This window comes from Pseudomonas sp. NPDC086566 (assembly GCF_050280885.1).
GTDB classification, from domain to species: Bacteria; Pseudomonadota; Gammaproteobacteria; order Pseudomonadales; family Pseudomonadaceae; genus Aquipseudomonas; species Aquipseudomonas vlassakiae.
Window position 1 is genome coordinate 537,474 of sequence record NZ_JBNNWD010000003.1, and the last position, 19,418, is coordinate 556,891.

Genomic DNA, 19,418 nt, shown 5'->3' on the forward strand with positions numbered 1-19,418 from the left:
GCCGATGCGGCTGCCCAACGGGCTGCCGCCGCTCTTTGGATGGGTTATACTCGCGGGCTTTTCACCGAATTCGCACGAGAGCCAGCCGCCCATGGAAATCCAACCAATCCTGAACACCATCAAGGACCTCACCGAGCGTTCCCTGTCCATTCGGGGGTATCTTTGACTACGATCACAAGCATGACCGCCTGATCGAAGTCAACCGCGAGCTGGAAGACGCTGCCGTCTGGAACAAGCCCGAGTACGCACAGGCCCTGGGCCGCGAGCGTGCCATGCTGGCGCAGGTCGTCGAGACCCTGGACAAGATGGCCAACGGCCTGGCCGACTGCAAGGACCTGCTCGACATGGCTGTCGAGGAAGGTGATGAAGGGGCCGTCAGCGACGTCGAGGCCGAGCTGCAGGCCCTGGAAGAATCCCTCGCCCAGCTTGAGTTCCGTCGCATGTTCAGCGGCGAGATGGACATGAACAACGCCTACCTGGACATCCAGGCCGGCTCTGGCGGCACCGAGGCGCAGGACTGGGCCAACATCCTGCTGCGCATGTACCTGCGCTGGGCCGACAAGCGTGGCTTCGACGCCACCATCATCGAGCTGTCCGAAGGTGAAGTCGCCGGCATCAAGGGCGCCACCGTGCACATCAAGGGCGAGTACGCCTTCGGCTGGCTGCGCACCGAGATCGGCGTGCACCGCCTGGTGCGCAAGAGCCCGTTCGACTCTGGCGCGCGTCGCCACACCTCGTTCTCGGCGGTGTTCGTGTCCCCCGAGATCGACGACAAGGTCGAGATCGAGATCAACCCGTCCGACCTGCGCATCGACACCTACCGCTCCTCCGGTGCCGGTGGTCAGCACGTCAACACCACCGACTCGGCGGTGCGTATCACCCACGTACCGACCAACACCGTGGTGGCTTGCCAGAACGAACGTTCCCAGCACGCCAACAAGGACACCGCCATGAAAATGCTGCGGGCCAAGTTGTACGAGCTGGAAATGCAAAAGCGCAACGCCGCCTCGCAGGCGCTGGAAGACAGCAAGTCGGACATCGGCTGGGGCCACCAGATCCGCTCCTACGTGCTGGATGACTCGCGCATCAAGGACCTGCGTACCGGCGTCGAGCGCAGCGACTGCCAGAAGGTCCTGGACGGCGACCTCGACCAGTATCTGGAAGCGAGCCTCAAGCAGGGGCTGTAAGCCGTACACCACTGCCGCGCTGCCAGGCCATTTGCCGGTGGCGCGTGCCCTGCCCGGAAAGGGCAACGAATACCTGATGGAAAGAATGACGACATGAGCGACCTCAAGACCGAATCGCAAGACCTGCAACAGGAAGAAAACGCCCTGATCGCCCTGCGCAAGGAAAAACTTGCCGCCGAGCGTGCCAAGGGCAATGCCTTCCCCAACGACTTCCGCCGCGACAGCTACTGCAACGACCTGCAGAAACAGTACGCGGACAAGACCAAGGAAGAGCTGGAAGCAGCCGCGATCCCGGTAAAGGTTGCCGGTCGCATCATGCTCAACCGTGGCTCGTTCATGGTCATCCAGGACATGACCGGCCGCATCCAGGTCTACGTCAACCGCAAGACCCTGCCGGAAGAAACCCTGGCCGCCGTCAAGACCTGGGACCTGGGCGACATCATCAGCGCCGAAGGCACCCTGGCCCGTTCCGGCAAGGGCGACCTGTACGTCGAGATGACCAACGTGCGCCTGCTGACCAAGTCGCTGCGCCCGCTGCCGGACAAGCACCACGGCCTGACCGACACTGAGCAGCGCTATCGCCAGCGTTACGTCGACCTGATGGTCAACGAAGAAACCCGCCACACCTTCCGGGTGCGTTCGCAGGTGATCTCGCACATCCGCAAGTTCCTCATCGAGCGAGACTTCCTCGAAGTCGAGACGCCGATGCTGCAAACCATCCCCGGCGGTGCAGCGGCCAAGCCGTTCGAAACCCACCACAATGCCCTGGACATGGCCATGTTCCTGCGTATCGCGCCGGAGCTGTACCTCAAGCGCCTGGTGGTTGGCGGCTTTGAGAAAGTGTTCGAGATCAACCGCAACTTCCGCAACGAAGGCGTTTCGACTCGTCACAACCCTGAATTCACCATGCTCGAGTTCTACCAGGCCTACGCCGACTACCGCGACAACATGGACCTCACCGAGGAGCTGTTCCGTGAGCTGGCGCAACTGGTGCTGGGCACCACCGACGTACCGTACGGCGACAAGGTGTTCCACTTCGGCGAGCCGTTCGCTCGCCTGTCGGTATTCGACTCGATCCTCAAGTACAACCCCGAGCTGACCGCTGCCGACCTGCAGGATGTCGACCGTGCCCGCGACATCGCCAGGAAGGCCGGCGCCAAGGTGCTGGGCCACGAAGGCCTGGGCAAGCTGCAGGTAATGATTTTCGAAGAGCTGGTCGAGCACAAGCTGGAGCAGCCGCACTTCATCACCGAATACCCGTTCGAAGTGTCGCCACTGGCCCGTCGCAACGACGACAACCCGGCCGTGACCGACCGCTTCGAGCTGTTCATCGGTGGCCGCGAAATCGCCAACGCCTATTCCGAGCTCAACGATGCCGAAGACCAGGCCGAGCGCTTCCTGGCCCAGGTAGCAGAGAAGGACGCCGGTGACGACGAAGCCATGCACTACGACGCCGACTTCGTTCGGGCCCTGGAGTACGGCATGCCACCGACTGCCGGTGAAGGCATTGGTATCGACCGCCTGGTGATGCTGCTGACCAACTCGCCGTCGATTCGCGACGTGATCCTGTTCCCGCACATGCGCCCACAGGCCTGAACGAACTGAACAAGCCGCCTTTCGGGGCGGCTTTTTCATGCCTGAAGCTTTATGTTGTCTGTACCGGCCCTATCGCGGCTGAAGCCGCTCCTACAGGTATGCGCGGTCCTGTAGGAGCGGCTTCAGCCGCGATAGGGCCGGTACAGGCAGCAGATGACTCGAACCATGAGGTAACCACTGTGACACCCGCAATGGCCCAACAAGGCGCCGCCGGCATCGCCACCGCCGTCGCCGAAAGCGTGCAATACCAGGGTCGTAAGACCGCCCGTCAAGGCAGCGAACAGCGCCGCCAGCTGATCCTTGACGCCGCCATGCGCATTGTCGTGCGCGATGGCGTGCGAGGCGTGCGCCACCGGGCGGTGGCCGCCGAGGCGGGTGTGCCGCTATCGGCCACTACGTACTACTTCAAGGACATCGAAGACCTGCTCACCGACACCTTCGCCCAGTATGTCGAGCGCAGCGCCGCCTACATGGCCAAGCTCTGGGCCAACACCGAGGTAGTCCTGCGCCAGTTGCTGGCCCAGGGGGATGGCAGTGTGCATTCGCGGGCGCGGCTGGCTGATGAAATCGCCCGCATGACCGCCGACTATGTGCAGCGTCAACTGCTCAGCCGCCGTGACTTCATGATGGCCGAGCAGGCCTTCCGCCAGGAGGCCTTGCTGTGCCCGCGCCTGGCGCAACTGGTGTGCGCGCACGAGCAGATCCTGCTGCACGGCGCCCGCCAGCTGCTGCAGGTGGTCGGCTCGCAGCAACCGGAACAGGACGCCCAAATGTTGACGGCGATTATCGAGCAGATGGAATATCAGGGCCTGCTCAAGGATGCCGATGCGCAAGCCGATGGGCAGATGCTCGCTATGCTTACCCGTTACCTGCACCTGGTGTTGGCCTCGGCCTGAGCAGTGACCGAACTTTCAAGGAGAACCTGATGAAAGCCTGGCGTGTGGTGTTGTTGACGTTGTCATTCCTCCTGCTGGGCGGTTGCCTTGTGAGCTTTCATGAGCCGCTGCCGAGCAACCAGGCTGCGCCCAAGGCCTTGCTCGGCAAGTGGAGCAGCAAGGATGCCTGGGGCGAGCCGCTGAAGCTGACCATCAGCCGCAGCGGCGCAGATGCGTACAAGGCGGTGGCCACGGCCAAAGGCAAGGCACCGGAGGAATACACCTTCACCGTCTCGCGCCACGGCAACCGCTGGTACTTGTCGGCTGGCGTGCCCAAGCGCCTGGGCGGCAACTTCCTGATTGGCGGTTTCGACATCGTCGATGGCAAGGAACTGGTGGTCTACAACCTTGATGTCGAGCAAGTGCAGCAGGCGGTCGAGAAGAAGGAACTGAGCGGGCGCAGCACCGAGGTTGCCGAAGAAAACGAACAGGGCGTGCTGATCGACAGCCCGTCGCCACGTGTGCTGGCGTACCTCGATGATCCTGCCAATTCCGACTTGTTCGTCGAAGTGGCGCGGTTCCAGCGCTCCGGCAAGTAGTCAGGACAGACCAAGGAGTCCTCCGTGGACGAGTACCAGCAAACCATCCGCGCCCTGTCGGACCGCATCGTCGCGGCGCAGACCCCGATCCGGGTCCTGGACGCGGTGAAATGGGACGACAACATTCGCCAGGGCTTCCTCAAGGCCAAGGGCAAGGAGCCGCCCGCCGTTGATCGCCAGTACTACCTCGCCCGCCCGTTGGCCTTCGACTCCAGCGCGGTGAAGGCCGAGTTCCAGGCCATCGAGCGCGACATCATTCGCCAGCTCGGCCAGTTCAACCCGGTCGGGCAGATCATGAAGCGCATGTGCCGCGAGTACCGCATGGTCGTGCGCATGCTCGAAGCGCGTGGTACCGAAGACTTCGGGCTGATCTCCCAGGAGCTGTACGGCGCGGCCTCCGACGCTTTTCACGCGGGTGACCCGACCCTGGCCGACCTGGGGCTGATGCTTTCGGACTACCTGAACAATATCGATGGGCGTGGCGACCTCAAGGACGAGCCGAAGAACCTGACTGCCAAGGAGGCCGTGGACATCCTCCAGCGCCGCCTGAACAAGGTGTTCGGCGAGGCCGAGGAGACCATCCGCGTGTTCGAGTCGGACGGTATCGTCGCCGATGCCGCGGCCGGTGCCGACTACATCAAGGTGCGCGCCGATGCCATGTTCAACAACCGTGACGTGCGGGCGCTGGAGGTGCATGAAGGCCTGGTGCACGTGGGGACCACCCTCAACGGTCTGAACCAGCCGATCTGCACCTTCCTGGCCAAGGGCCCGCCCTCGTCGACGGTGACCCAGGAAGGCCTGGCCATCCTCATGGAGGTGATTGCCTTCGCTTCCTACCCCAGCCGCCTGCGCAAGCTGACCAACCGCACCCGCGCCATCCACATGGTCGAAGAGGGGGCCGATTTCCTGCAAGTGTTCGAGTTCTTCCGCGAGCAGGGCTTCGAGATGGGACAGAGCTACAGCAACGCCAGCCGGGTGTTCCGGGGTTCGGTGCCCAATGGCCTGCCATTCACCAAGGACTTGTCCTACCTCAAGGGCTTCATCATGGTTTACAACTACATTCAGTTGGCCGTGAAGAAGGGCAAGCTCGAGCAGATACCGTTGCTGTTCTGCGGCAAGACCACCCTGGAAGACATGCGCACCTTGCGCCAACTGGTCGAGGAGGGGCTGGTCGAGCCGCCCAAGTACTTGCCGGAGCAGTTCCGCGACCTCAACGCGCTGTCGGCCTGGATGTGCTTCTCCAACTTCCTCAACCACTTGAGCCTGGATCGTATTGAAGCCGACTACGCGAACATTCTCTGAACGCTGCCGCCTGCTGACGCTGGGCATGCTCCTGCTGGGGCTGTGCGGCTGCAGCAGCCTGTTGTTCTATCCCGAACCCGGCGAACCGTTCACTCCGCAACGCGCCAGGCTGGAGTACCGCGATATCAGCATCACCACCGCCGATGGGCTGCGCCTGCATGGTTGGTGGCTGCCGGCCAAGGCGGGGGTGGAGCTCAAGGGGACGGTGCTGCATCTGCACGGCAACGGTGGCAATCTGCCGGGCCACCTTGGCGGCAGCTATTGGCTACCGGAGCAGGGCTACCAGGTGCTGATGATCGATTACCGTGGCTATGGCCTGTCCGAGGGCTCGCCAAGCCTGCCTGAGGTCTATCTGGACATCGACGCGGCAATGGCATGGCTGGCCCAGGCCCCCGAGGTCAAGGGCAAGCCGCTGGTACTGCTCGGTCAGAGCCTTGGCGGGGCGATGGCGATCCACTACCTGGCGCAGCACCCTGAGCAGCGCCAGCGCTTCAGTGCCCTGGTGTTCGACGGCGTGCCGGCCAGCTACCGTGGGGTAGGGCGTTACGCCCTGGGCACCTCGTGGATGACCTGGCCGCTGCAGGTGCCGCTGTCCTGGCTGGTACCGGATGGTGACAGTGCAATCCATTCGATCGGGCAGCTGAACAGCCCGCCAAAGCTGTTCTTCCACAGCATCGACGACACCTTGGTGCCGATGGACAACGGCATCCGCCTGTACCAGCACGCACCGGCGCCACGCGTGCTGCAGCTGACCCGTGGCGGCCACGTGCAGACCTTCGCCGACCCGGTGTGGCGCCAGGTGATGCTGCGCTTCCTCGATGACCCCAGCCATTTCAACGGCCTGCGGCGGCTTGCCGAAGTGCCCAACTACCCTGACGAGAAGAACACCCAATGAGTGAAGAACGCAACGCCATCCCGCTGATCCTGACCGGTGTCGGCAGCATCATCGTGACGGTGGGAGCCCTCTGGTACTACGGCTACCTGCATTTCGCCAAACCTGAGGATGCGCTGCTGCTGCAGGACTTCACCATGCTCAAGACAATTCCTGGCGAGGATTACAAGGTCTCGCTGGACCCGGCACCCCAGGTGGCCCAGTGCGTGGACGGTGTGCTGGTGCTGTTCGATACCGGGCAGAAAGGCCTGACCGGTGTGCTGGTGGACAACCGCAAGCGAGCGGTGCGCTGCATGGGGCAGGAAACGCCGCAGCAGGTGCAATGACCAAGCATTTACAGTGGCTGTCCCGGCCCTTTCGCGGCTAAAGCCGCTCCCACAGGTACTCCCTGTAGGAGCGGCTTTAGCCGCGAAAGGGCCAGCAAGGCAAAAGAAAAGCCCCGCGTAGAACGCGGGGCTTTGTCATTTCAGTCAACCGTTGTTACTGGCTGACTTGGCTGACCGAACGCGGTGCCACCGGCTGGTTGTCGTTGGAAATGGTCACTTCCACGCGACGGTTCTGCGCACGGCCCGAGTTGCTACCGTTGTCCGCCACCGGGTATTCCTTGCCATAACCCTGGGCGACGATACGTGCAGGGTCTACACCTGCGCGTACCAGCGCCGCGCGCACGCTGGCGGCGCGGCGTTCGGACAGGCCCTGGTTGTAGCTGGCCGAGCCGACGCTGTCGGTGTAGCCCTCGACGATCACCTTGCGCTCCGGGTTCTCCTGAAGGAACTGGGCCAGCTTGGTGATGTTCGGGTAGGCGTTGCTCTTCAGGGTGGCCTTGTTGAAGTCGAACAGCACATCACCAAAGGTCACCAGGGTGCCGCGGTCGGTCTGCTTGGCGTTGAGGCTTTCCTGCAGCTTGGCGATCTGTGCGTCGCGGGCATCGAGCTTGGCCTGGGCGCGCTGGGCCGAGGCGTTCTTCAGCTCGTTCTCGGCGGTGCGCAGGGCGATGGTCTGCTTGGCCACCTCGATCCGCTGGTTGGTCAGGTAGGCGAGCTGGTCCACCTTCTGGGTGTCTTCACGGTCCATGAAGGCCTTGTCGGACTTGTTCAGCCAGTCCTGGGCATCCTTGGTCTCGAGCGCGGCGACCTTGCTTGCCTGCGGGTCACTCTGCAGTGCAGAGAAGTTGGTGCGGGCCGACTCCAGGTTGGGGTTCGGGTCGTGGGAACAGGCGGCAAGGCCGACGCTCAGTGCCAGCAGGGCGGGAATCATGACGTAGTTGCGCATAGTGTTCATCCTTTGATCAGTTGCGAAGGCTAGGGTTGGCGTGGCGGCGCTCATTCAGCGCTGCGCAGGCCTTCCTGACGTACGTCCTGAACGCCCTGGCGGGCATCCTGCACGGCCTTCTGGGCCTTGGCTGCCTGGGCCTTGCGCTCGGCGACGCGGGCATCCCATTCGGCCTGCTCGGCCAGGCGCTTGGCTTCATCGTACTTTTTGTCGTGCATGGCGATTTCGGCTTGCTTGAACTTGTCCTGGGCCGATTTCATTTCCACGGCGGCGAACTCGGTGCCACCGGCACTGACGGCCGAATTGACCGCGGACTCGGTGACAGCGTACTGCTCGGTCGGCGGGTTGCCTGCACAGCCGGCCAGGACCAGGCTACTGCCCAGGGCCAGCGCGGCCAGCTTCAATCCGCGCACGTGAGTAGATGAGAGTTTCGGGGTGCGGGTCTTGATGGTGGTCAGTTCCATTGGATCACTCCTGATTACGACGATGTCCGTAGCAGTCCATCGCTCAATCCCTGACAGTGCCTGCGCTTGCGCTCAACGATGCACATGGCAGGAGTGCAGGGTTTTAGCGTGATGGCTATTGGCTGGGACTTGACCGTTTTTTGAATGGTTCCGAAAAAAATGCGCAGTTTTGCCATTTATTTCTGACTGATCGGTCAGTGAGGTTTGCCCGGAACTTTTCATCGCTGGAGTGGTTTCCGGGCCCGTTGCAGGCCCGGATCGTGGTGCTGCACGCTCAGTTCCCGGTGTCGTCGCCGGTATTGCTGAGGTCGTGCAGATGGCGCCGTGACAGGGCCAGAAAACGCGGCGTCGGGCCGATATCTTCGAACAGCGGGTCTCCTTCCTCATCAGTGGCGATGACCTTCTGGCCCTGCACGTAGGGGAAGCTGGCTTCCAACTCTTCCAGCGCGGCGGCGACCAGTTCGCCGAGCAGTTCCTCGGCGGTGCGCTTGGGGTACATGTCGATCAGGGCGGCCAAGCGTGCCTCGGACTCCAGGTCCAGGTGCAAGGCGTGGCCGGTGGGGCTCAGGGTGCCGGCGGCATTCTGTTCCCAGTGCTGGGCGAGTTCGCGGATTTTCATGATGACCTCTGTGAACGCCAGAAAAGGCTGCATTGCATCGGACTGCGCTACCTTGACTTTAGTTTGCTTTGCGCGATCGCGGCTTGCCATCGCGCCCCGGCAGTGGGCACTCTTGGGCCAGTGCTGTTTCCTGAGCAGAGTGTGGCGAGCCGCGCCGAAGAGAGGGCCAATGACTGATATCGATGTGCGCCTGCGTGAAGATGTCCATGTGTTGGGGGAGTTGCTCGGCGAGACCATCCGCCAGCAGCACGGTGATGCGTTCCTGCAGAAGATCGAGGACATCCGCCACAGCGCCAAGGCCGACCGCCGCGGTGCTGGCGAGCAATTGAGCTCGACCTTGGCCGACCTTGCCGAAGAAGACCTGCTGCCCGTGGCGCGAGCCTTCAACCAGTTCCTCAACCTGGCCAACATGGCCGAGCAGTATCAGCTGATCCGCCGTCGCGATGACGGTCAGCCAGAGCCGTTCGAGGCGCGGGTCTTGCCCGAACTGCTGGCTCGCCTGAAGCAGGCCGGGCACAAGGATGACGCCCTGGCCCGGCAGCTCGCCAAGCTCGATATCCAGCTGGTGCTGACCGCACACCCGACCGAAGTGGCGCGGCGCACGTTGATCCAGAAATACGATGCCATCGCCGGCCAGCTGGCCGTCCAGGACCACCGCGACCTGACCGCCGCCGAGCGTGAGCAGGTGCGTGAGCGCCTGCGCAGGCTGATCGCCGAGGCCTGGCACACCGAAGAGATCCGGCGCACCCGGCCGACCCCGGTAGACGAGGCCAAATGGGGCTTCGCGGTGATCGAACATTCGCTGTGGCAGGCCATCCCAAACCACTTGCGCAAGGTCGACAAGGCCCTGTTCGACGCTACCGGCCTGCACCTGCCGCTGGAAGCTGCGCCCATTCGCTTTGCCTCGTGGATGGGCGGTGACCGCGACGGCAACCCCAATGTCACGGCCGCCGTGACCCGTGAGGTATTACTGCTGGCCCGCTGGATGGCCGCCGACCTGTTCCTGCGCGATATCGATGCGCTGGCGGCCGAGCTGTCCATGCAGCAAGCCAGTGAGGCCTTGCGTGGACGTGTGGGCGACAGTGCCGAGCCGTACCGGGCAGTGCTCAAACAGTTGCGCGAACGGCTGCGAGCGACCCGCGCCTGGGCCCAACTCGCATTGACCAGCAACCAGCCGGCCAGCGCCGAGGTGCTGGTGGATAACCGCGACCTGATCGCACCGCTGGAGCTGTGCTATCAGTCGCTGCATGAATGCGGCATGGGGGTGATCGCCGATGGCCCGCTGCTCGACAGCTTGCGCCGGGCGGTGACCTTCGGCCTGTTCCTCGGCCGCCTGGATGTGCGCCAGGATGCCGCCCGGCACCGTGATGCGCTGGCGGAAATTACCGATTACCTTGGCCTGGGCAGCTATGCCGACTGGGACGAAGAACAGCGCATCGCATTCCTCCAGGCCGAACTGAAGAATCGGCGGCCGTTGCTGCCCGCGCACTTCAAGCCTCAGGCAGAGACCGCTGAGGTGTTGGCCACCTGCCGCGAAATTGCCGCTGCGCCTGGCGCTTCGCTGGGCTCCTACGTGATCTCGATGGCGGGCGCGGCCTCTGATGTGCTGGCCGTACAGCTGCTGCTCAAGGAAGCCGGCCTTACCCGGCCGATGCGCGTGGTGCCGCTGTTCGAAACCCTCGCGGACCTGGACAACGCCGGGCCGGTGATGCAGCGCCTGCTTGGCCTGCCGGGCTACCGTGCCAGCCTGCGCGGGCCGCAGGAAGTGATGATTGGCTATTCCGACTCGGCCAAGGACGCGGGCACCACGGCAGCGGCCTGGGCTCAGTACCGTGCCCAGGAAAACCTGGTGCGCATCTGCCGCGAGCATCAGGTCGAACTGCTGCTGTTCCACGGCCGTGGTGGTACGGTCGGGCGTGGCGGCGGCCCGGCCCATGCGGCGATTCTGTCGCAGCCTCCGGGTTCGGTGGCAGGTCGGTTCCGCACCACCGAACAGGGCGAGATGATTCGCTTCAAGTTCGGTTTGCCGGCCATCGCCGAGCAAAACCTCAACCTGTACCTGGCTGCTGTGCTCGAAGCCACCTTGTTGCCACCGCCGCCGCCAGAACCCGCCTGGCGGGCATTGATGGACCAGCTGGCAGCCGATGGCCTGAAGGCCTACCGCGGCGTGGTGCGGGAAAACCCTGATTTCGTCGAATACTTCCGCCAGTCCACCCCCGAACAGGAACTGGGCCGCCTGCCGCTGGGCAGCCGCCCGGCCAAGCGCCGTGCTGGTGGCATCGAGAGCCTGCGGGCGATCCCGTGGATCTTCGGCTGGACCCAGACACGCCTGATGCTGCCTGCCTGGCTGGGGTGGGAAACCGCCTTGAGCAATGCCCTGGCGCGAGGCCAGGGCGAACTGCTGGCGCAGATGCGCGAGCAGTGGCCCTTCTTCCGTACCCGCATCGACATGCTGGAAATGGTCCTGGCAAAGGCCGATGCACAAATCGCCGAGGCCTACGACCAACGTCTGGTGCAACCGGGCTTGCTTCCTTTAGGTGCGCACCTGCGCGACCTATTGTCGCAGTCGTGCCAGGTGGTGCTGGGCCTGACCGGCCAGCCGGTGCTACTGGCGCACAGCCCCGAGACCCTGGAATTCATCAGCTTGCGCAACACCTACCTGGACCCGCTGCACCGTCTGCAGGCCGAGTTGCTGGCCCGTTCACGCAGCCGCGAAGCCGCTCTGGACAGCCCGTTGGAGCAGGCCCTGCTGGTGACCGTGGCAGGTATTGCCGCAGGCCTGCGCAACACCGGGTAAGGCCTGCCGTCGCGGCCCTTGCCGGTTGACCGGCAGGCGGCCACGACAGGGCGAGGTGGGTGGTTGCGCCGGGCGCAACCACCCACCGTTCTGGTTACAAACGACGCAATGCTGCAACTTTGGGACGCTTGTCTGGCTGCCGGGCGCTGTGTATCTTGAGCAGCCTTTTGACCGATTTATGGTCATACCCGATTTTCCGGACTTGGCCTCGATTGCCGAATCCATTGAATTTCATAAAAAAATTTGAGGAGCACGAGATGCGCGTAATTCTGCTGGGAGCTCCCGGGGCCGGTAAAGGTACTCAGGCAAAGTTCATCACCGAGAAGTTCGGTATTCCACAGATCTCCACCGGTGACATGCTGCGTGCCGCCGTCAAGGCCGGCACCCCACTGGGCCTGGAACTGAAGAAAGTCATGGATGCCGGCCAGCTGGTGTCCGACGAGCTGATCATCAGCCTGGTCAAGGAGCGCATCGCCCAGCCGGATTGCGCCAATGGCTGCCTGTTCGACGGCTTCCCGCGCACCATTCCGCAGGCTGAAGCGATGGTTGCCGCCGGCGTGGATATCGACGCCGTGGTCGAAATCGCCGTCGACGACGAAGAAATCGTCGGCCGCATGGCTGGCCGCCGTGTGCACCTGGCCTCGGGCCGCACATACCACATTCAGTACAACCCGCCGAAAGTGGAAGGCAAGGACGATGTCACCGGCGAAGACCTGATCCAGCGCGACGACGACAAGGAAGAAACCGTGCGTCACCGCCTGTCGGTCTACCACAGCCAGACCAAGCCGCTGGTGGACTTCTACCAGAAGCTGTCGGCCGCCAACGCCGGCAAGCCGAAGTACAGCCACATCGAAGGTGTCGGCTCGGTCGAGTCGATCACCGCCAAGGTGCTGGCAGCCCTGAGCTGATCCACACACCTTGTGTCACGACGGCCCGCTTGCGGGCCGTCGTCGTTTATACTGCTGCTCTTTCCCCTAGCACCTGGATACCCGTTCGATGACCACCCTGCTGGCCCTGGATACCGCCACCGAAGCCTGTTCCGTCGCGCTGCTGCATGACGGCAAGGTAACCAGTCACTATGAGGTGATCCCGCGCATGCATGCGCAGAAGCTGCTGCCGATGATCAAGCAGCTGCTGGCGGACTCCGGTGTGGCACTGAATGCACTGGATGCCATCGCCTTTGGCCGTGGCCCTGGCGCGTTCACCGGGGTGCGCATCGCCATCGGTGTGGTGCAGGGCCTGGCTTTTGCGTTGGAGCGCCCGGTGCTGCCGGTGTCCAACCTGGCCGCGCTGGCTCAGGGCGCGTTGCGCGAGCATGGCGTGCAGCAGGTGGCTGCTGCCATCGACGCGCGCATGGATGAAGTGTATTGGGGTTGCTACAAGGCCGAAGCCGGCGAGATGCGCCTGCAAGGCCTGGAAGCCGTGCTCCCGCCCGAGCGCGTGGCCCTGCCTGTAGGCAGCAGCGGTGACTGGTTCGGTGCCGGTACCGGCTGGAGCTATGCCGAGCGCCTGGCGGTGCAGGCCAGCGCCACGAACGCTTCAGCATTGCCAAGCGCCCTGGATATCCTCAGCCTGGCCAGCTTCGCCTGGGGCCGTGGTGAGGCAATCGCCGCCGAACAGGCGCAACCGGTTTACCTGCGCGATAATGTAGCCACGCCCAAGGCGCGCTGAGTGCTGTTCGTCGGTTATCGCGGTTGGCGATAAAACCTTTAGGCGCAAACTGTGGTCCAGTTATCACTCGAGCATTAGCGACGCAATCCTGATGCTGCTAGATTGCCATCATTGGTCCTGAGTGCTCACGCCATGCGTATCGACGGTTTTTCATCGCAGTCCTACCCGATCAAGCGCACGCCGCGCAAAGCAGCGGTGCGTGACGAGAGTGTCGATGATGCCGAGCTGATCGAGGACAGCGAAGTCACTCAGGAGGCTGCTGCGCGTCGTCCTCCTGCGGGCCTGCCGGCTCGTCAGCAGGACATGGTTTTCCCCCGCGCCCGTGACCGGCGCACTGCTACCGCGTTGGCCAGCTACCTCAGCACGGCCGGTTTTACCGACTGGGACATGGAAGTACTGGGGCTCGACCTGTACATTTGACGGATGAGTCCGTCACCCTTGCCTTATTTCGTAGGTTGCCCGTCCTGGAGCGAGAACGCCTGGCGCGAGTACCTGTATCCCGCCGACGCCACCACCCATGAAATGCTTGGCTACTACAGCCGGGTATTCAACGCCGTCGAGGGCAACACCACGTTCTATGCCCGCCCGGCACCCGGCACCGTCGCCCGCTGGGCGCAGGTCATGCCCGCACACTTCCGTTTCACCGCCAAGTTCCCTGGAGATATCAGCCACGCAGGTGACCTGCGTGATCAGCTGGAGTCTGCCTTCGACTTCACCCGCCTGATGGCGCCATTGGGCCAGCGGGTATCGCCGTACTGGCTGCAGTTGCCGCCTCAGTTCAGCCCCGCACGGCTGGGCGAGCTGTGCCATTTCCTCGACGAGATCGCGGTGCCGGTGGCGGTGGAAGTGCGACACCCGGCGTTTTTCGCCAAGGGCGAGGAAGAACGACTGCTCAACCGCCTGCTCCACGAACGCGGCGTGGAGCGCATCTGCCTTGACCCCCGCGCCCTGTTCAGCTCTACCTCACGCGACCCGGCAGTGCTGCATGCACAGTCGAAAAAGCCCAAGGTGCCACCGCGTCCCGCAGCCTTCAGCCAGCACCCGCAAGTGCGCTTCATCGGCCTTCCGCAGCTTGAGGCCAACGACACGTTCCTCACGCCCTGGGTAGACAAGGTCGCCGCCTGGATCGAGGAGGGGCGCAGTCCTTATATGTTCCTGCATACGTCCGACAACCGTCTGGCTGCCGCGCTGGCCCAGCGTTTTCACCAACAGCTGATGGCGCGTCTGCCAGGCTTGCCCGCATTACCTGAATTGCCACGCGCCCCTGAGGTCGAACAACTGGGGCTACTCTGACCCTTCCCTGACCCCGGAGGTTGTGATCATGGATGTACAGACCCTGCGAGCCGAAGCCTTCAAGGCACTGCACGAGCGTGATGGCGCCTTCGTCATGCCCAACCCCTGGGACGCCGGCTCCGCCAAGCTGTTGGCAAGCCTCGGTTTCGAAGCATTGGCCACAACCAGTGCCGGCCTGGCCTTCAGCCTCGGCCGGCCGGATGCCGAGGGTGCCTTGAGCCTGGATGAGACGTTGGCTAACGCCGGAGTGATCGTCGATGCCACGCCCTTGCCGGTGGCCGCCGATCTGGAAAACGGCTTCGGTGACCTGCCGGAAGACTGCGCCCAGACCATTCTGCGTGCTGCTGAAACAGGACTGGTCGGCGGTTCGATCGAAGATGCCAGCGGCCGTGCCGAGGCGCCGATCTACGACTTCGAACTGGCCGTGGCGAGGGTCCGAGCTGCGGTACAGGCCGCCCGCAGCCTGCCATTCCCGTTTACCCTCTGTGCCCGTGCGGAAAACCTGCTGCACGGGCGCATGGACCTGGACGACACCATCCTGCGGTTGCAGGCCTTTGCCGAGGCCGGTGCCGATGTGCTCTACGCGCCGGGGCTGCGCAGTGTCGATGAGGTGCGGGCGGTGGTGCAGGCCGTGGCGCCGAAACCGGTCAACGTGCTGATGGGGCTGGCGGGCGTGCCATTGAGCGTCAACCAGCTGCAGGACCTGGGCGTGCGCCGTATCAGTGTCGGTTCATCGTTGGCCCGGGCAGCACTCGGCGCTTTCCAGCGTGCGGCCCTGGAGATTCGGGATCAGGGCACATTCAGTTACGGCGAGCAGGCCATGCCATTCGCCCAGCTCAACGACTTGTTCCGCCGCTGAGGCGCCATGCGCGCTGTGATGATGCTATGCAGCCTGATGTTGGTGATGGCAGGCCTGGCCTGGCAATTCGGCTGGCGCCTGCCGGACGCCTGGAACCCGTGGGCCGTGCTGGATGTGCGTCAGCCACCGAATTGGCTGACGGCCTACAAGCTGTCGCGGCTGCGCAACGACCCAGCCTTGTGCCGCCAGGCGCTGGAGACTTCCGGGCTGCGCTACCGTGCGCAGGCCGACAGCCGCGCGTCGGCGAACTGCCCGCTGCAGAACGTGTGGCGTATCGAGCAAGGGGAAGTTCGCTTGAGCAGCAGCTTTCTGGCCAGCTGCCCCTTGGCGGTCGCCTATGCGTTGTTCGAGCGGCATGGGCTACAGCCTGCTGCGCAGCGGGTATTCGGCCAGCCTGTGGTGCAGGTGGATCACCTGGGCAGCTTTGCCTGCCGTAATGTCTACAACCGCAAGCAAGGGCGCCTGAGCCAGCACGCTACCGCCAACGCGCTGGATATCAGTGGCTTTCGCCTGCAAGACGGTCAGCGCGTGGTGCTGGCGCGAGACTGGCAGGCGGGCGGGCAGAAGGGTGAATTTCTAAGGGAGGTACGGCAAGCGGCGTGCGACAGTTTCAGCACGGTGCTGGGGCCGGACTACAACGCCGCCCACCACAATCACTTTCATCTGGACATGGGGCGCTGGCAGGTCTGTCGCTGATCTCAGGCGTGCACGCGAACGTTGTTCAGCACTACCGGACGCGCCCAGTGCATGTCGAACTCAAGGTCGTGCTGCTGCTTGGCCAGGGTCGCCTCGTCAAACGGCTCCGGCGCGGGGTCGAGCAGGTTCATCTCGAGTTCGGCGATCGGCAAGTGCAGCGGACGCGGGGAGGGGCCTGGGCCTGGCTCCGGGAGCGGGTGGCCCTGGCTCATCACCACCGGGCGCAGCCAGGTGTTGCTGAGGTCGAGCTGGCGCTGTTGCTGGATCATCTCGGCGACGCTGAACGGCTCGGGCGCTGGCGCCAGCAGGTTGGCCTCAAGTTCCGCCTTGGGCAGGAACAGGGGCTCGGGCGGTGCGACGATGGTCTCCTGCACCGGGCAAGCGCGCTGGGTTTCGATCAGGGCCAGGGCCTTGGCCCCGCCGATCGGTTCGCCGCTGGCCTGGTCGTACTGCACCATGGCCTGGCTGACGCTGTCGGGTTCTTCCGCTTGCTGCTCGGCCATGGCACGGGCAAAGAAATCCTGCCACAGGTGGCTGACGCCCCCGAGTGCCTGGGTATTCTGCCGACCGTAGTTGCCGACAGGCGACAAGTAGGTCAAGCCGATGGGAAGAGTATCTGTCATGGCAGTCGTGCGCGCTGTGCTCTGGCAGAATAGCGGAATATTGCCTGTATCGGCCGTGGCGGCCGATACATGAGGGGCAGGGTTCAATTTCTAGGTGTGAATGATGGAAGAGCAGGGCACAGGTATCCGGGTCGAGGCGCTGACGGCGGAGTTCGAGGCGCAAGCCGCGCTATGGGCCGAGCGCCTGGCGCTGCCTCTGCAGGATGATACGGCCGCGTTTGCTGTGCAGGTGGGCATGGATGGCTTGCAGATCCAGCAGTTGGGGCCGCAGGCCCCGGGGCCGGTGCGGGTGGACTTCGTCGAAGGCCAGGCCGCGCACCGGCGCCAGTTTGGTGGTGGCAACGGGCAGATGATTGCCAAGGCGGTGGGCATCGCCCAGGGTGTGCGGCCGCTGGTGCTGGATGCCACGGCGGGGCTGGGCAAGGATGCGTTCGTGCTGGCCAGCCTGGGTTGCCAGATGACGTTGATCGAACGCCAGCCGCTGATTGCCGCATTGCTGGAAGACGGCTTGGCGCGGGCCCGCCTGGATGAAGAGGTGGGGCCGATTGTCGGGCGCATGCGCCTGCTGACCGGCAACGCCATCGAGCGCATGCGCAGTTGGGAGGGCGAGGCGCCGCAGGTGATCTACCTCGACCCGATGTTCCCGCACCGTGACAAAAGCGCGCTGGTGAAAAAGGAAATGCGCGTGTTCCGGCCCTTGGTCGGTGATGACCTGGATGCGCCTGCATTGCTTGAGGCGGCACTGGCATTGGCCAGCCACCGGGTGGTGGTGAAGCGGCCGCGCAAGGCGCCGATCATCGATGGGCCGAAGCCGAGTCATAGCCTGGAAGGCAAGTCGAGCCGGTATGACATTTATCCGAAGAAAGCACTGAAGGCGTAAGTTAGGTGAATTCAGGGAACTGTTGAGCCAATATGAGGTTAGTTCTAACAAATCGGGACTTATTCTGTAATGTCCAGTGTGAGTCTTGTGTGTCGAATATGATGGGGTCGTTGCTTCTAAAAGGTAGGATTGTGGATTTCATAGGCCTAAATTGAGGGGGTTCGACCGCTGGTGATTCTGCTGCTCCAGTACTCGAAGAGAGTGATATATTATCTCGTAATGAAGGGCTGAGGTCCTGCTTCGAAATGGAATATCCTGATTTGGGACCTTCATTCTTCTGCAAGGCGTGGAACTTGGCGCTCAATTCATCTAGTTCGATGGCGGAGCTGCGTTTTGGCTTGGCAAATGACTTTTCTAGTGCTTTGTATTCTTTGGGTGAGAAGAAGGGGTCTTTAGTTTTAAGTTTCCTCGAAAGAGTATTGAATGAGTATTTCTTACTCCACAGTCCTTCCTTGAAGCTGAAAGTTTTGCCAGTTGGATCGTGACGGTTTACGGGGTCGTTGCCACAATAAGCGTAGCAGTTAATACCCCCTTTACTAAAAGGCGACAGCTGGTCTGCGCTATGAAAACGCATGAACACTGGATTGAAAAGCCGGTGGCCATTCCCCAGCAAATATCCGATTGTAGATAGTCGACATTGACCCGTGAACCGGGTGCATAGTATGTTGGCTGCTGTAAGAGTGTCATGGCCGTAGGGCGAAAAGATGACGGGAAATGTGCGCGCAGATTGAGCGAAAATAGTTGAATTTAGTTCATCTGTGGCCAGCAGTTGCGTCAGTTTATTTGGGGTGGAGGTTTCGCAAAGCCTTCTGTGACTAGCGCTGATGATGGAGCGATGAGCATTGTTTGAGAGCATTGTCGATAAGTGGTTCTTGTTGTAAAAGTGCTTCGTGTGTGTTGTTGGCACGGCGATTGAGCTCATGAACTGGAGTCGGTACAAGCATGCTATATGAACCACGAACTTCATACTGGTAATATTGCTAGGTGGACGTGCTAAAAGGTATTAGAGCGCGGCCCTTATGCGACAGCACTTCGCTCAAGAGGCCGCGTCATTGATGCGACAGGCATCTAGTGCCCTCAGGGCTGGAACGCCCGTATAAATACGCCCACTACCTCGCACACGTGCGCCTCGGCCTCATCTTCCCGCAATGGCCCAGCACAACCCAGCAGCAAGCGGTAGTCCGGCGCGCCCTTGACTAGGCAAAAGAAGTGCTCGGCCGCCTGCAACGGATTGTCGATACGCAGCAATCCACGCTCGTCGATCCCGCGCAGCAACGCTTCCATCTCCGCCAGCACCCGCTTGGGCCCGGCCTCGTAGAAGTACTCGCCAAAGCTTGGGTCCAGGCTGCCCTGTGCCATGATCAGCCGGCTCAGTTTGACCGCCTCGTCACTGCTGACCAGTGCCTGGAAGTTGCGCGCGATATTCAGCAGCACCTCTTCCACCGCCGCCCCTTCGGGGTACTCGAAAAGCAAGTCAGGCAGCTGGTTCTGGCAGGTCGCCATGACTGCGGAGCCGAACAGTGTCTGTTTGTCGGTGAAGTGGCTGTAGACCGTGAGTTTTGAAACACCTGCCGCCGCAGCGACCGCATCCATGCTGGTGTTGGCATAGCCAAGGCTGAGGAACAGGGCCTTGGCGGCTTCGAGGATGGCCTCGCGCTTGGCCAGGTCCTTGGGCCGGCCTGGGCCGTTGGGTGCGTCGTTGGACATTGGAATCCGCATTCGTTTGAGGGGGCGCCCATCTTACCGGCTCGGACGGCTTCCGGCTGCAGGTCGCGGCCCCTGTTAATGTTGAT

General features: G+C 62.9%; 21 protein-coding genes. 15 read left to right on the plus strand and 6 right to left on the minus strand.

What is annotated here, in order from left to right:
- Positions 1-91 precede the first annotated feature (91 nt).
- From prfB to ACQKPS_RS09735, 7 genes are all read left to right on the plus strand, one after another.
- Positions 92-1,187, plus strand: a protein-coding gene (prfB, locus tag ACQKPS_RS09705) for a peptide chain release factor 2 (protein ID WP_254483545.1) whose coding sequence is annotated in 2 segments (ribosomal slippage) — positions 92-163 and positions 165-1,187 — 1,095 coding nt in all. Because the reading frame shifts where the segments join, the coding sequence is not laid out codon by codon here.
- A 93-nt stretch (positions 1,188-1,280) separates the two neighbouring features.
- Positions 1,281-2,783: a lysine--tRNA ligase gene (lysS, locus tag ACQKPS_RS09710; RefSeq protein WP_254483547.1), complete on the plus strand. Its 1,503-nt coding sequence runs from the start codon at positions 1,281-1,283 to the stop codon at positions 2,781-2,783.
- Positions 2,784-2,974: 191 nt separating this feature from the next.
- Positions 2,975-3,679 (plus strand): TetR/AcrR family transcriptional regulator, encoded by a 705-nt coding sequence (locus ACQKPS_RS09715; RefSeq protein WP_254483549.1) that lies wholly within the window; start codon positions 2,975-2,977, stop codon positions 3,677-3,679.
- 29 nt (positions 3,680-3,708) lie between these two features.
- Complete coding sequence (locus ACQKPS_RS09720) at positions 3,709-4,257, plus strand: hypothetical protein (RefSeq protein WP_254483551.1); 549 nt, start codon at positions 3,709-3,711, stop codon at positions 4,255-4,257.
- A gap of 24 nt (positions 4,258-4,281) precedes the next feature.
- Entirely contained in the window at positions 4,282-5,559 is a 1,278-nt protein-coding gene (locus tag ACQKPS_RS09725; RefSeq protein ID WP_254483553.1) for a flavohemoglobin expression-modulating QEGLA motif protein, read from the plus strand.
- Complete coding sequence (locus tag ACQKPS_RS09730) at positions 5,531-6,454, plus strand: alpha/beta hydrolase (protein ID WP_254483555.1); 924 nt, start codon at positions 5,531-5,533, stop codon at positions 6,452-6,454. The genes ACQKPS_RS09725 and ACQKPS_RS09730 overlap by 29 nt, the downstream gene beginning before the upstream one ends.
- Positions 6,451-6,777 (plus strand): hypothetical protein, encoded by a 327-nt coding sequence (locus tag ACQKPS_RS09735; RefSeq protein ID WP_254483557.1) that lies wholly within the window; start codon positions 6,451-6,453, stop codon positions 6,775-6,777. Before ACQKPS_RS09730 ends, ACQKPS_RS09735 begins: the two co-directional genes overlap by 4 nt.
- A gap of 154 nt (positions 6,778-6,931) precedes the next feature.
- Here ACQKPS_RS09735 and ACQKPS_RS09740 read toward each other — a convergent pair whose 3' ends face one another.
- From ACQKPS_RS09740 to ACQKPS_RS09750, 3 genes are all read right to left on the minus strand, one after another.
- Complete coding sequence (locus ACQKPS_RS09740) at positions 6,932-7,723, minus strand: OmpA family protein (protein ID WP_254483559.1); 792 nt, start codon at positions 7,721-7,723, stop codon at positions 6,932-6,934.
- Positions 7,724-7,773: 50 nt separating this feature from the next.
- Positions 7,774-8,187: a DUF4398 domain-containing protein gene (locus ACQKPS_RS09745; protein ID WP_254483561.1), complete on the minus strand. Its 414-nt coding sequence runs from the start codon at positions 8,185-8,187 to the stop codon at positions 7,774-7,776.
- Positions 8,188-8,461: 274 nt separating this feature from the next.
- Positions 8,462-8,806: a hypothetical protein gene (locus ACQKPS_RS09750; RefSeq protein WP_054886926.1), complete on the minus strand. Its 345-nt coding sequence runs from the start codon at positions 8,804-8,806 to the stop codon at positions 8,462-8,464.
- Positions 8,807-8,975: 169 nt separating this feature from the next.
- Here ACQKPS_RS09750 and ppc point away from each other — a divergent pair, with 169 nt between their 5' ends.
- The 7 genes from ppc (at position 8,976) to ACQKPS_RS09785 (ending at position 16,122) form a co-directional block, all read left to right on the plus strand.
- Positions 8,976-11,603 carry a phosphoenolpyruvate carboxylase gene (gene ppc / locus ACQKPS_RS09755; RefSeq protein WP_427603806.1) on the plus strand — a complete coding sequence of 876 codons (2,628 nt, stop codon included), beginning with the start codon at positions 8,976-8,978 and terminating at the stop codon, positions 11,601-11,603.
- 257 nt (positions 11,604-11,860) lie between these two features.
- Positions 11,861-12,511, plus strand: coding sequence for an adenylate kinase (gene adk / locus ACQKPS_RS09760; protein WP_028691565.1), 651 nt, complete (start codon positions 11,861-11,863; stop codon positions 12,509-12,511).
- Between the two features lie 88 nt (positions 12,512-12,599).
- Positions 12,600-13,274 (plus strand): tRNA (adenosine(37)-N6)-threonylcarbamoyltransferase complex dimerization subunit type 1 TsaB, encoded by a 675-nt coding sequence (gene tsaB, locus ACQKPS_RS09765; protein ID WP_254483563.1) that lies wholly within the window; start codon positions 12,600-12,602, stop codon positions 13,272-13,274.
- A gap of 132 nt (positions 13,275-13,406) precedes the next feature.
- Positions 13,407-13,694, plus strand: coding sequence for a hypothetical protein (locus tag ACQKPS_RS09770; RefSeq protein WP_254483564.1), 288 nt, complete (start codon positions 13,407-13,409; stop codon positions 13,692-13,694).
- A 3-nt stretch (positions 13,695-13,697) separates the two neighbouring features.
- On the plus strand, positions 13,698-14,567 hold the full coding sequence (locus ACQKPS_RS09775) for a DUF72 domain-containing protein (protein ID WP_254483565.1): 870 nt from the start codon (positions 13,698-13,700) through the stop codon (positions 14,565-14,567).
- 28 nt (positions 14,568-14,595) lie between these two features.
- Complete coding sequence (locus tag ACQKPS_RS09780) at positions 14,596-15,426, plus strand: isocitrate lyase/PEP mutase family protein (RefSeq protein ID WP_283723841.1); 831 nt, start codon at positions 14,596-14,598, stop codon at positions 15,424-15,426.
- A 6-nt stretch (positions 15,427-15,432) separates the two neighbouring features.
- Entirely contained in the window at positions 15,433-16,122 is a 690-nt protein-coding gene (locus tag ACQKPS_RS09785; protein WP_427603809.1) for an extensin family protein, read from the plus strand.
- A 2-nt stretch (positions 16,123-16,124) separates the two neighbouring features.
- On the opposite strand, the gene ACQKPS_RS09790 is transcribed toward ACQKPS_RS09785, so the two are convergent.
- Positions 16,125-16,745 (minus strand): energy transducer TonB, encoded by a 621-nt coding sequence (locus ACQKPS_RS09790; RefSeq protein ID WP_427603811.1) that lies wholly within the window; start codon positions 16,743-16,745, stop codon positions 16,125-16,127.
- Between the two features lie 103 nt (positions 16,746-16,848).
- Here ACQKPS_RS09790 and ACQKPS_RS09795 point away from each other — a divergent pair, with 103 nt between their 5' ends.
- Positions 16,849-17,625: a class I SAM-dependent methyltransferase gene (locus tag ACQKPS_RS09795; protein ID WP_427603849.1), complete on the plus strand. Its 777-nt coding sequence runs from the start codon at positions 16,849-16,851 to the stop codon at positions 17,623-17,625.
- 1 nt (position 17,626) lies between these two features.
- On the opposite strand, the gene ACQKPS_RS09800 is transcribed toward ACQKPS_RS09795, so the two are convergent.
- The gene (locus ACQKPS_RS09800) at positions 17,627-18,547 is read right to left on the minus strand and encodes an RHS repeat-associated core domain-containing protein (protein ID WP_427603813.1); all 921 of its coding nucleotides are present in this window, start codon (positions 18,545-18,547) and stop codon (positions 17,627-17,629) included.
- Between the two features lie 155 nt (positions 18,548-18,702).
- The gene (locus ACQKPS_RS09805; protein WP_283723836.1) at positions 18,703-19,344 is read right to left on the minus strand and encodes a TetR/AcrR family transcriptional regulator; all 642 of its coding nucleotides are present in this window, start codon (positions 19,342-19,344) and stop codon (positions 18,703-18,705) included.
- Between the last annotated feature and the right edge of the window lie 74 nt (positions 19,345-19,418).

Bases quoted from the DNA above. Each gene is read 5' to 3' on its own strand.
- lysS (WP_254483547.1), top strand. From the start codon at position 1,281: ATGAGCGACCTCAAGACCGAATCGCAAGACCTGCAACAGGAAGAAAAC.
- ACQKPS_RS09715 (WP_254483549.1), top strand. From the start codon at position 2,975: ATGGCCCAACAAGGCGCCGCCGGCATCGCCACCGCCGTCGCCGAAAGC.
- ACQKPS_RS09720 (WP_254483551.1), top strand. From the start codon at position 3,709: ATGAAAGCCTGGCGTGTGGTGTTGTTGACGTTGTCATTCCTCCTGCTG.
- ACQKPS_RS09735 (WP_254483557.1), top strand. From the start codon at position 6,451: ATGAGTGAAGAACGCAACGCCATCCCGCTGATCCTGACCGGTGTCGGC.
- ACQKPS_RS09740 (WP_254483559.1), bottom strand. From the start codon at position 7,723: ATGCGCAACTACGTCATGATTCCCGCCCTGCTGGCACTGAGCGTCGGC.
- ACQKPS_RS09745 (WP_254483561.1), bottom strand. From the start codon at position 8,187: ATGGAACTGACCACCATCAAGACCCGCACCCCGAAACTCTCATCTACT.
- ACQKPS_RS09750 (WP_054886926.1), bottom strand. From the start codon at position 8,806: ATGAAAATCCGCGAACTCGCCCAGCACTGGGAACAGAATGCCGCCGGC.
- ppc (WP_427603806.1), top strand. From the start codon at position 8,976: ATGACTGATATCGATGTGCGCCTGCGTGAAGATGTCCATGTGTTGGGG.
- adk (WP_028691565.1), top strand. From the start codon at position 11,861: ATGCGCGTAATTCTGCTGGGAGCTCCCGGGGCCGGTAAAGGTACTCAG.
- tsaB (WP_254483563.1), top strand. From the start codon at position 12,600: ATGACCACCCTGCTGGCCCTGGATACCGCCACCGAAGCCTGTTCCGTC.
- ACQKPS_RS09770 (WP_254483564.1), top strand. From the start codon at position 13,407: ATGCGTATCGACGGTTTTTCATCGCAGTCCTACCCGATCAAGCGCACG.
- ACQKPS_RS09775 (WP_254483565.1), top strand. From the start codon at position 13,698: ATGAGTCCGTCACCCTTGCCTTATTTCGTAGGTTGCCCGTCCTGGAGC.
- ACQKPS_RS09780 (WP_283723841.1), top strand. From the start codon at position 14,596: ATGGATGTACAGACCCTGCGAGCCGAAGCCTTCAAGGCACTGCACGAG.
- ACQKPS_RS09785 (WP_427603809.1), top strand. From the start codon at position 15,433: ATGCGCGCTGTGATGATGCTATGCAGCCTGATGTTGGTGATGGCAGGC.
- ACQKPS_RS09790 (WP_427603811.1), bottom strand. From the start codon at position 16,745: ATGACAGATACTCTTCCCATCGGCTTGACCTACTTGTCGCCTGTCGGC.
- ACQKPS_RS09795 (WP_427603849.1), top strand. From the start codon at position 16,849: ATGGAAGAGCAGGGCACAGGTATCCGGGTCGAGGCGCTGACGGCGGAG.
- ACQKPS_RS09800 (WP_427603813.1), bottom strand. From the start codon at position 18,547: ATGAGCTCAATCGCCGTGCCAACAACACACACGAAGCACTTTTACAAC.
- ACQKPS_RS09805 (WP_283723836.1), bottom strand. From the start codon at position 19,344: ATGCGGATTCCAATGTCCAACGACGCACCCAACGGCCCAGGCCGGCCC.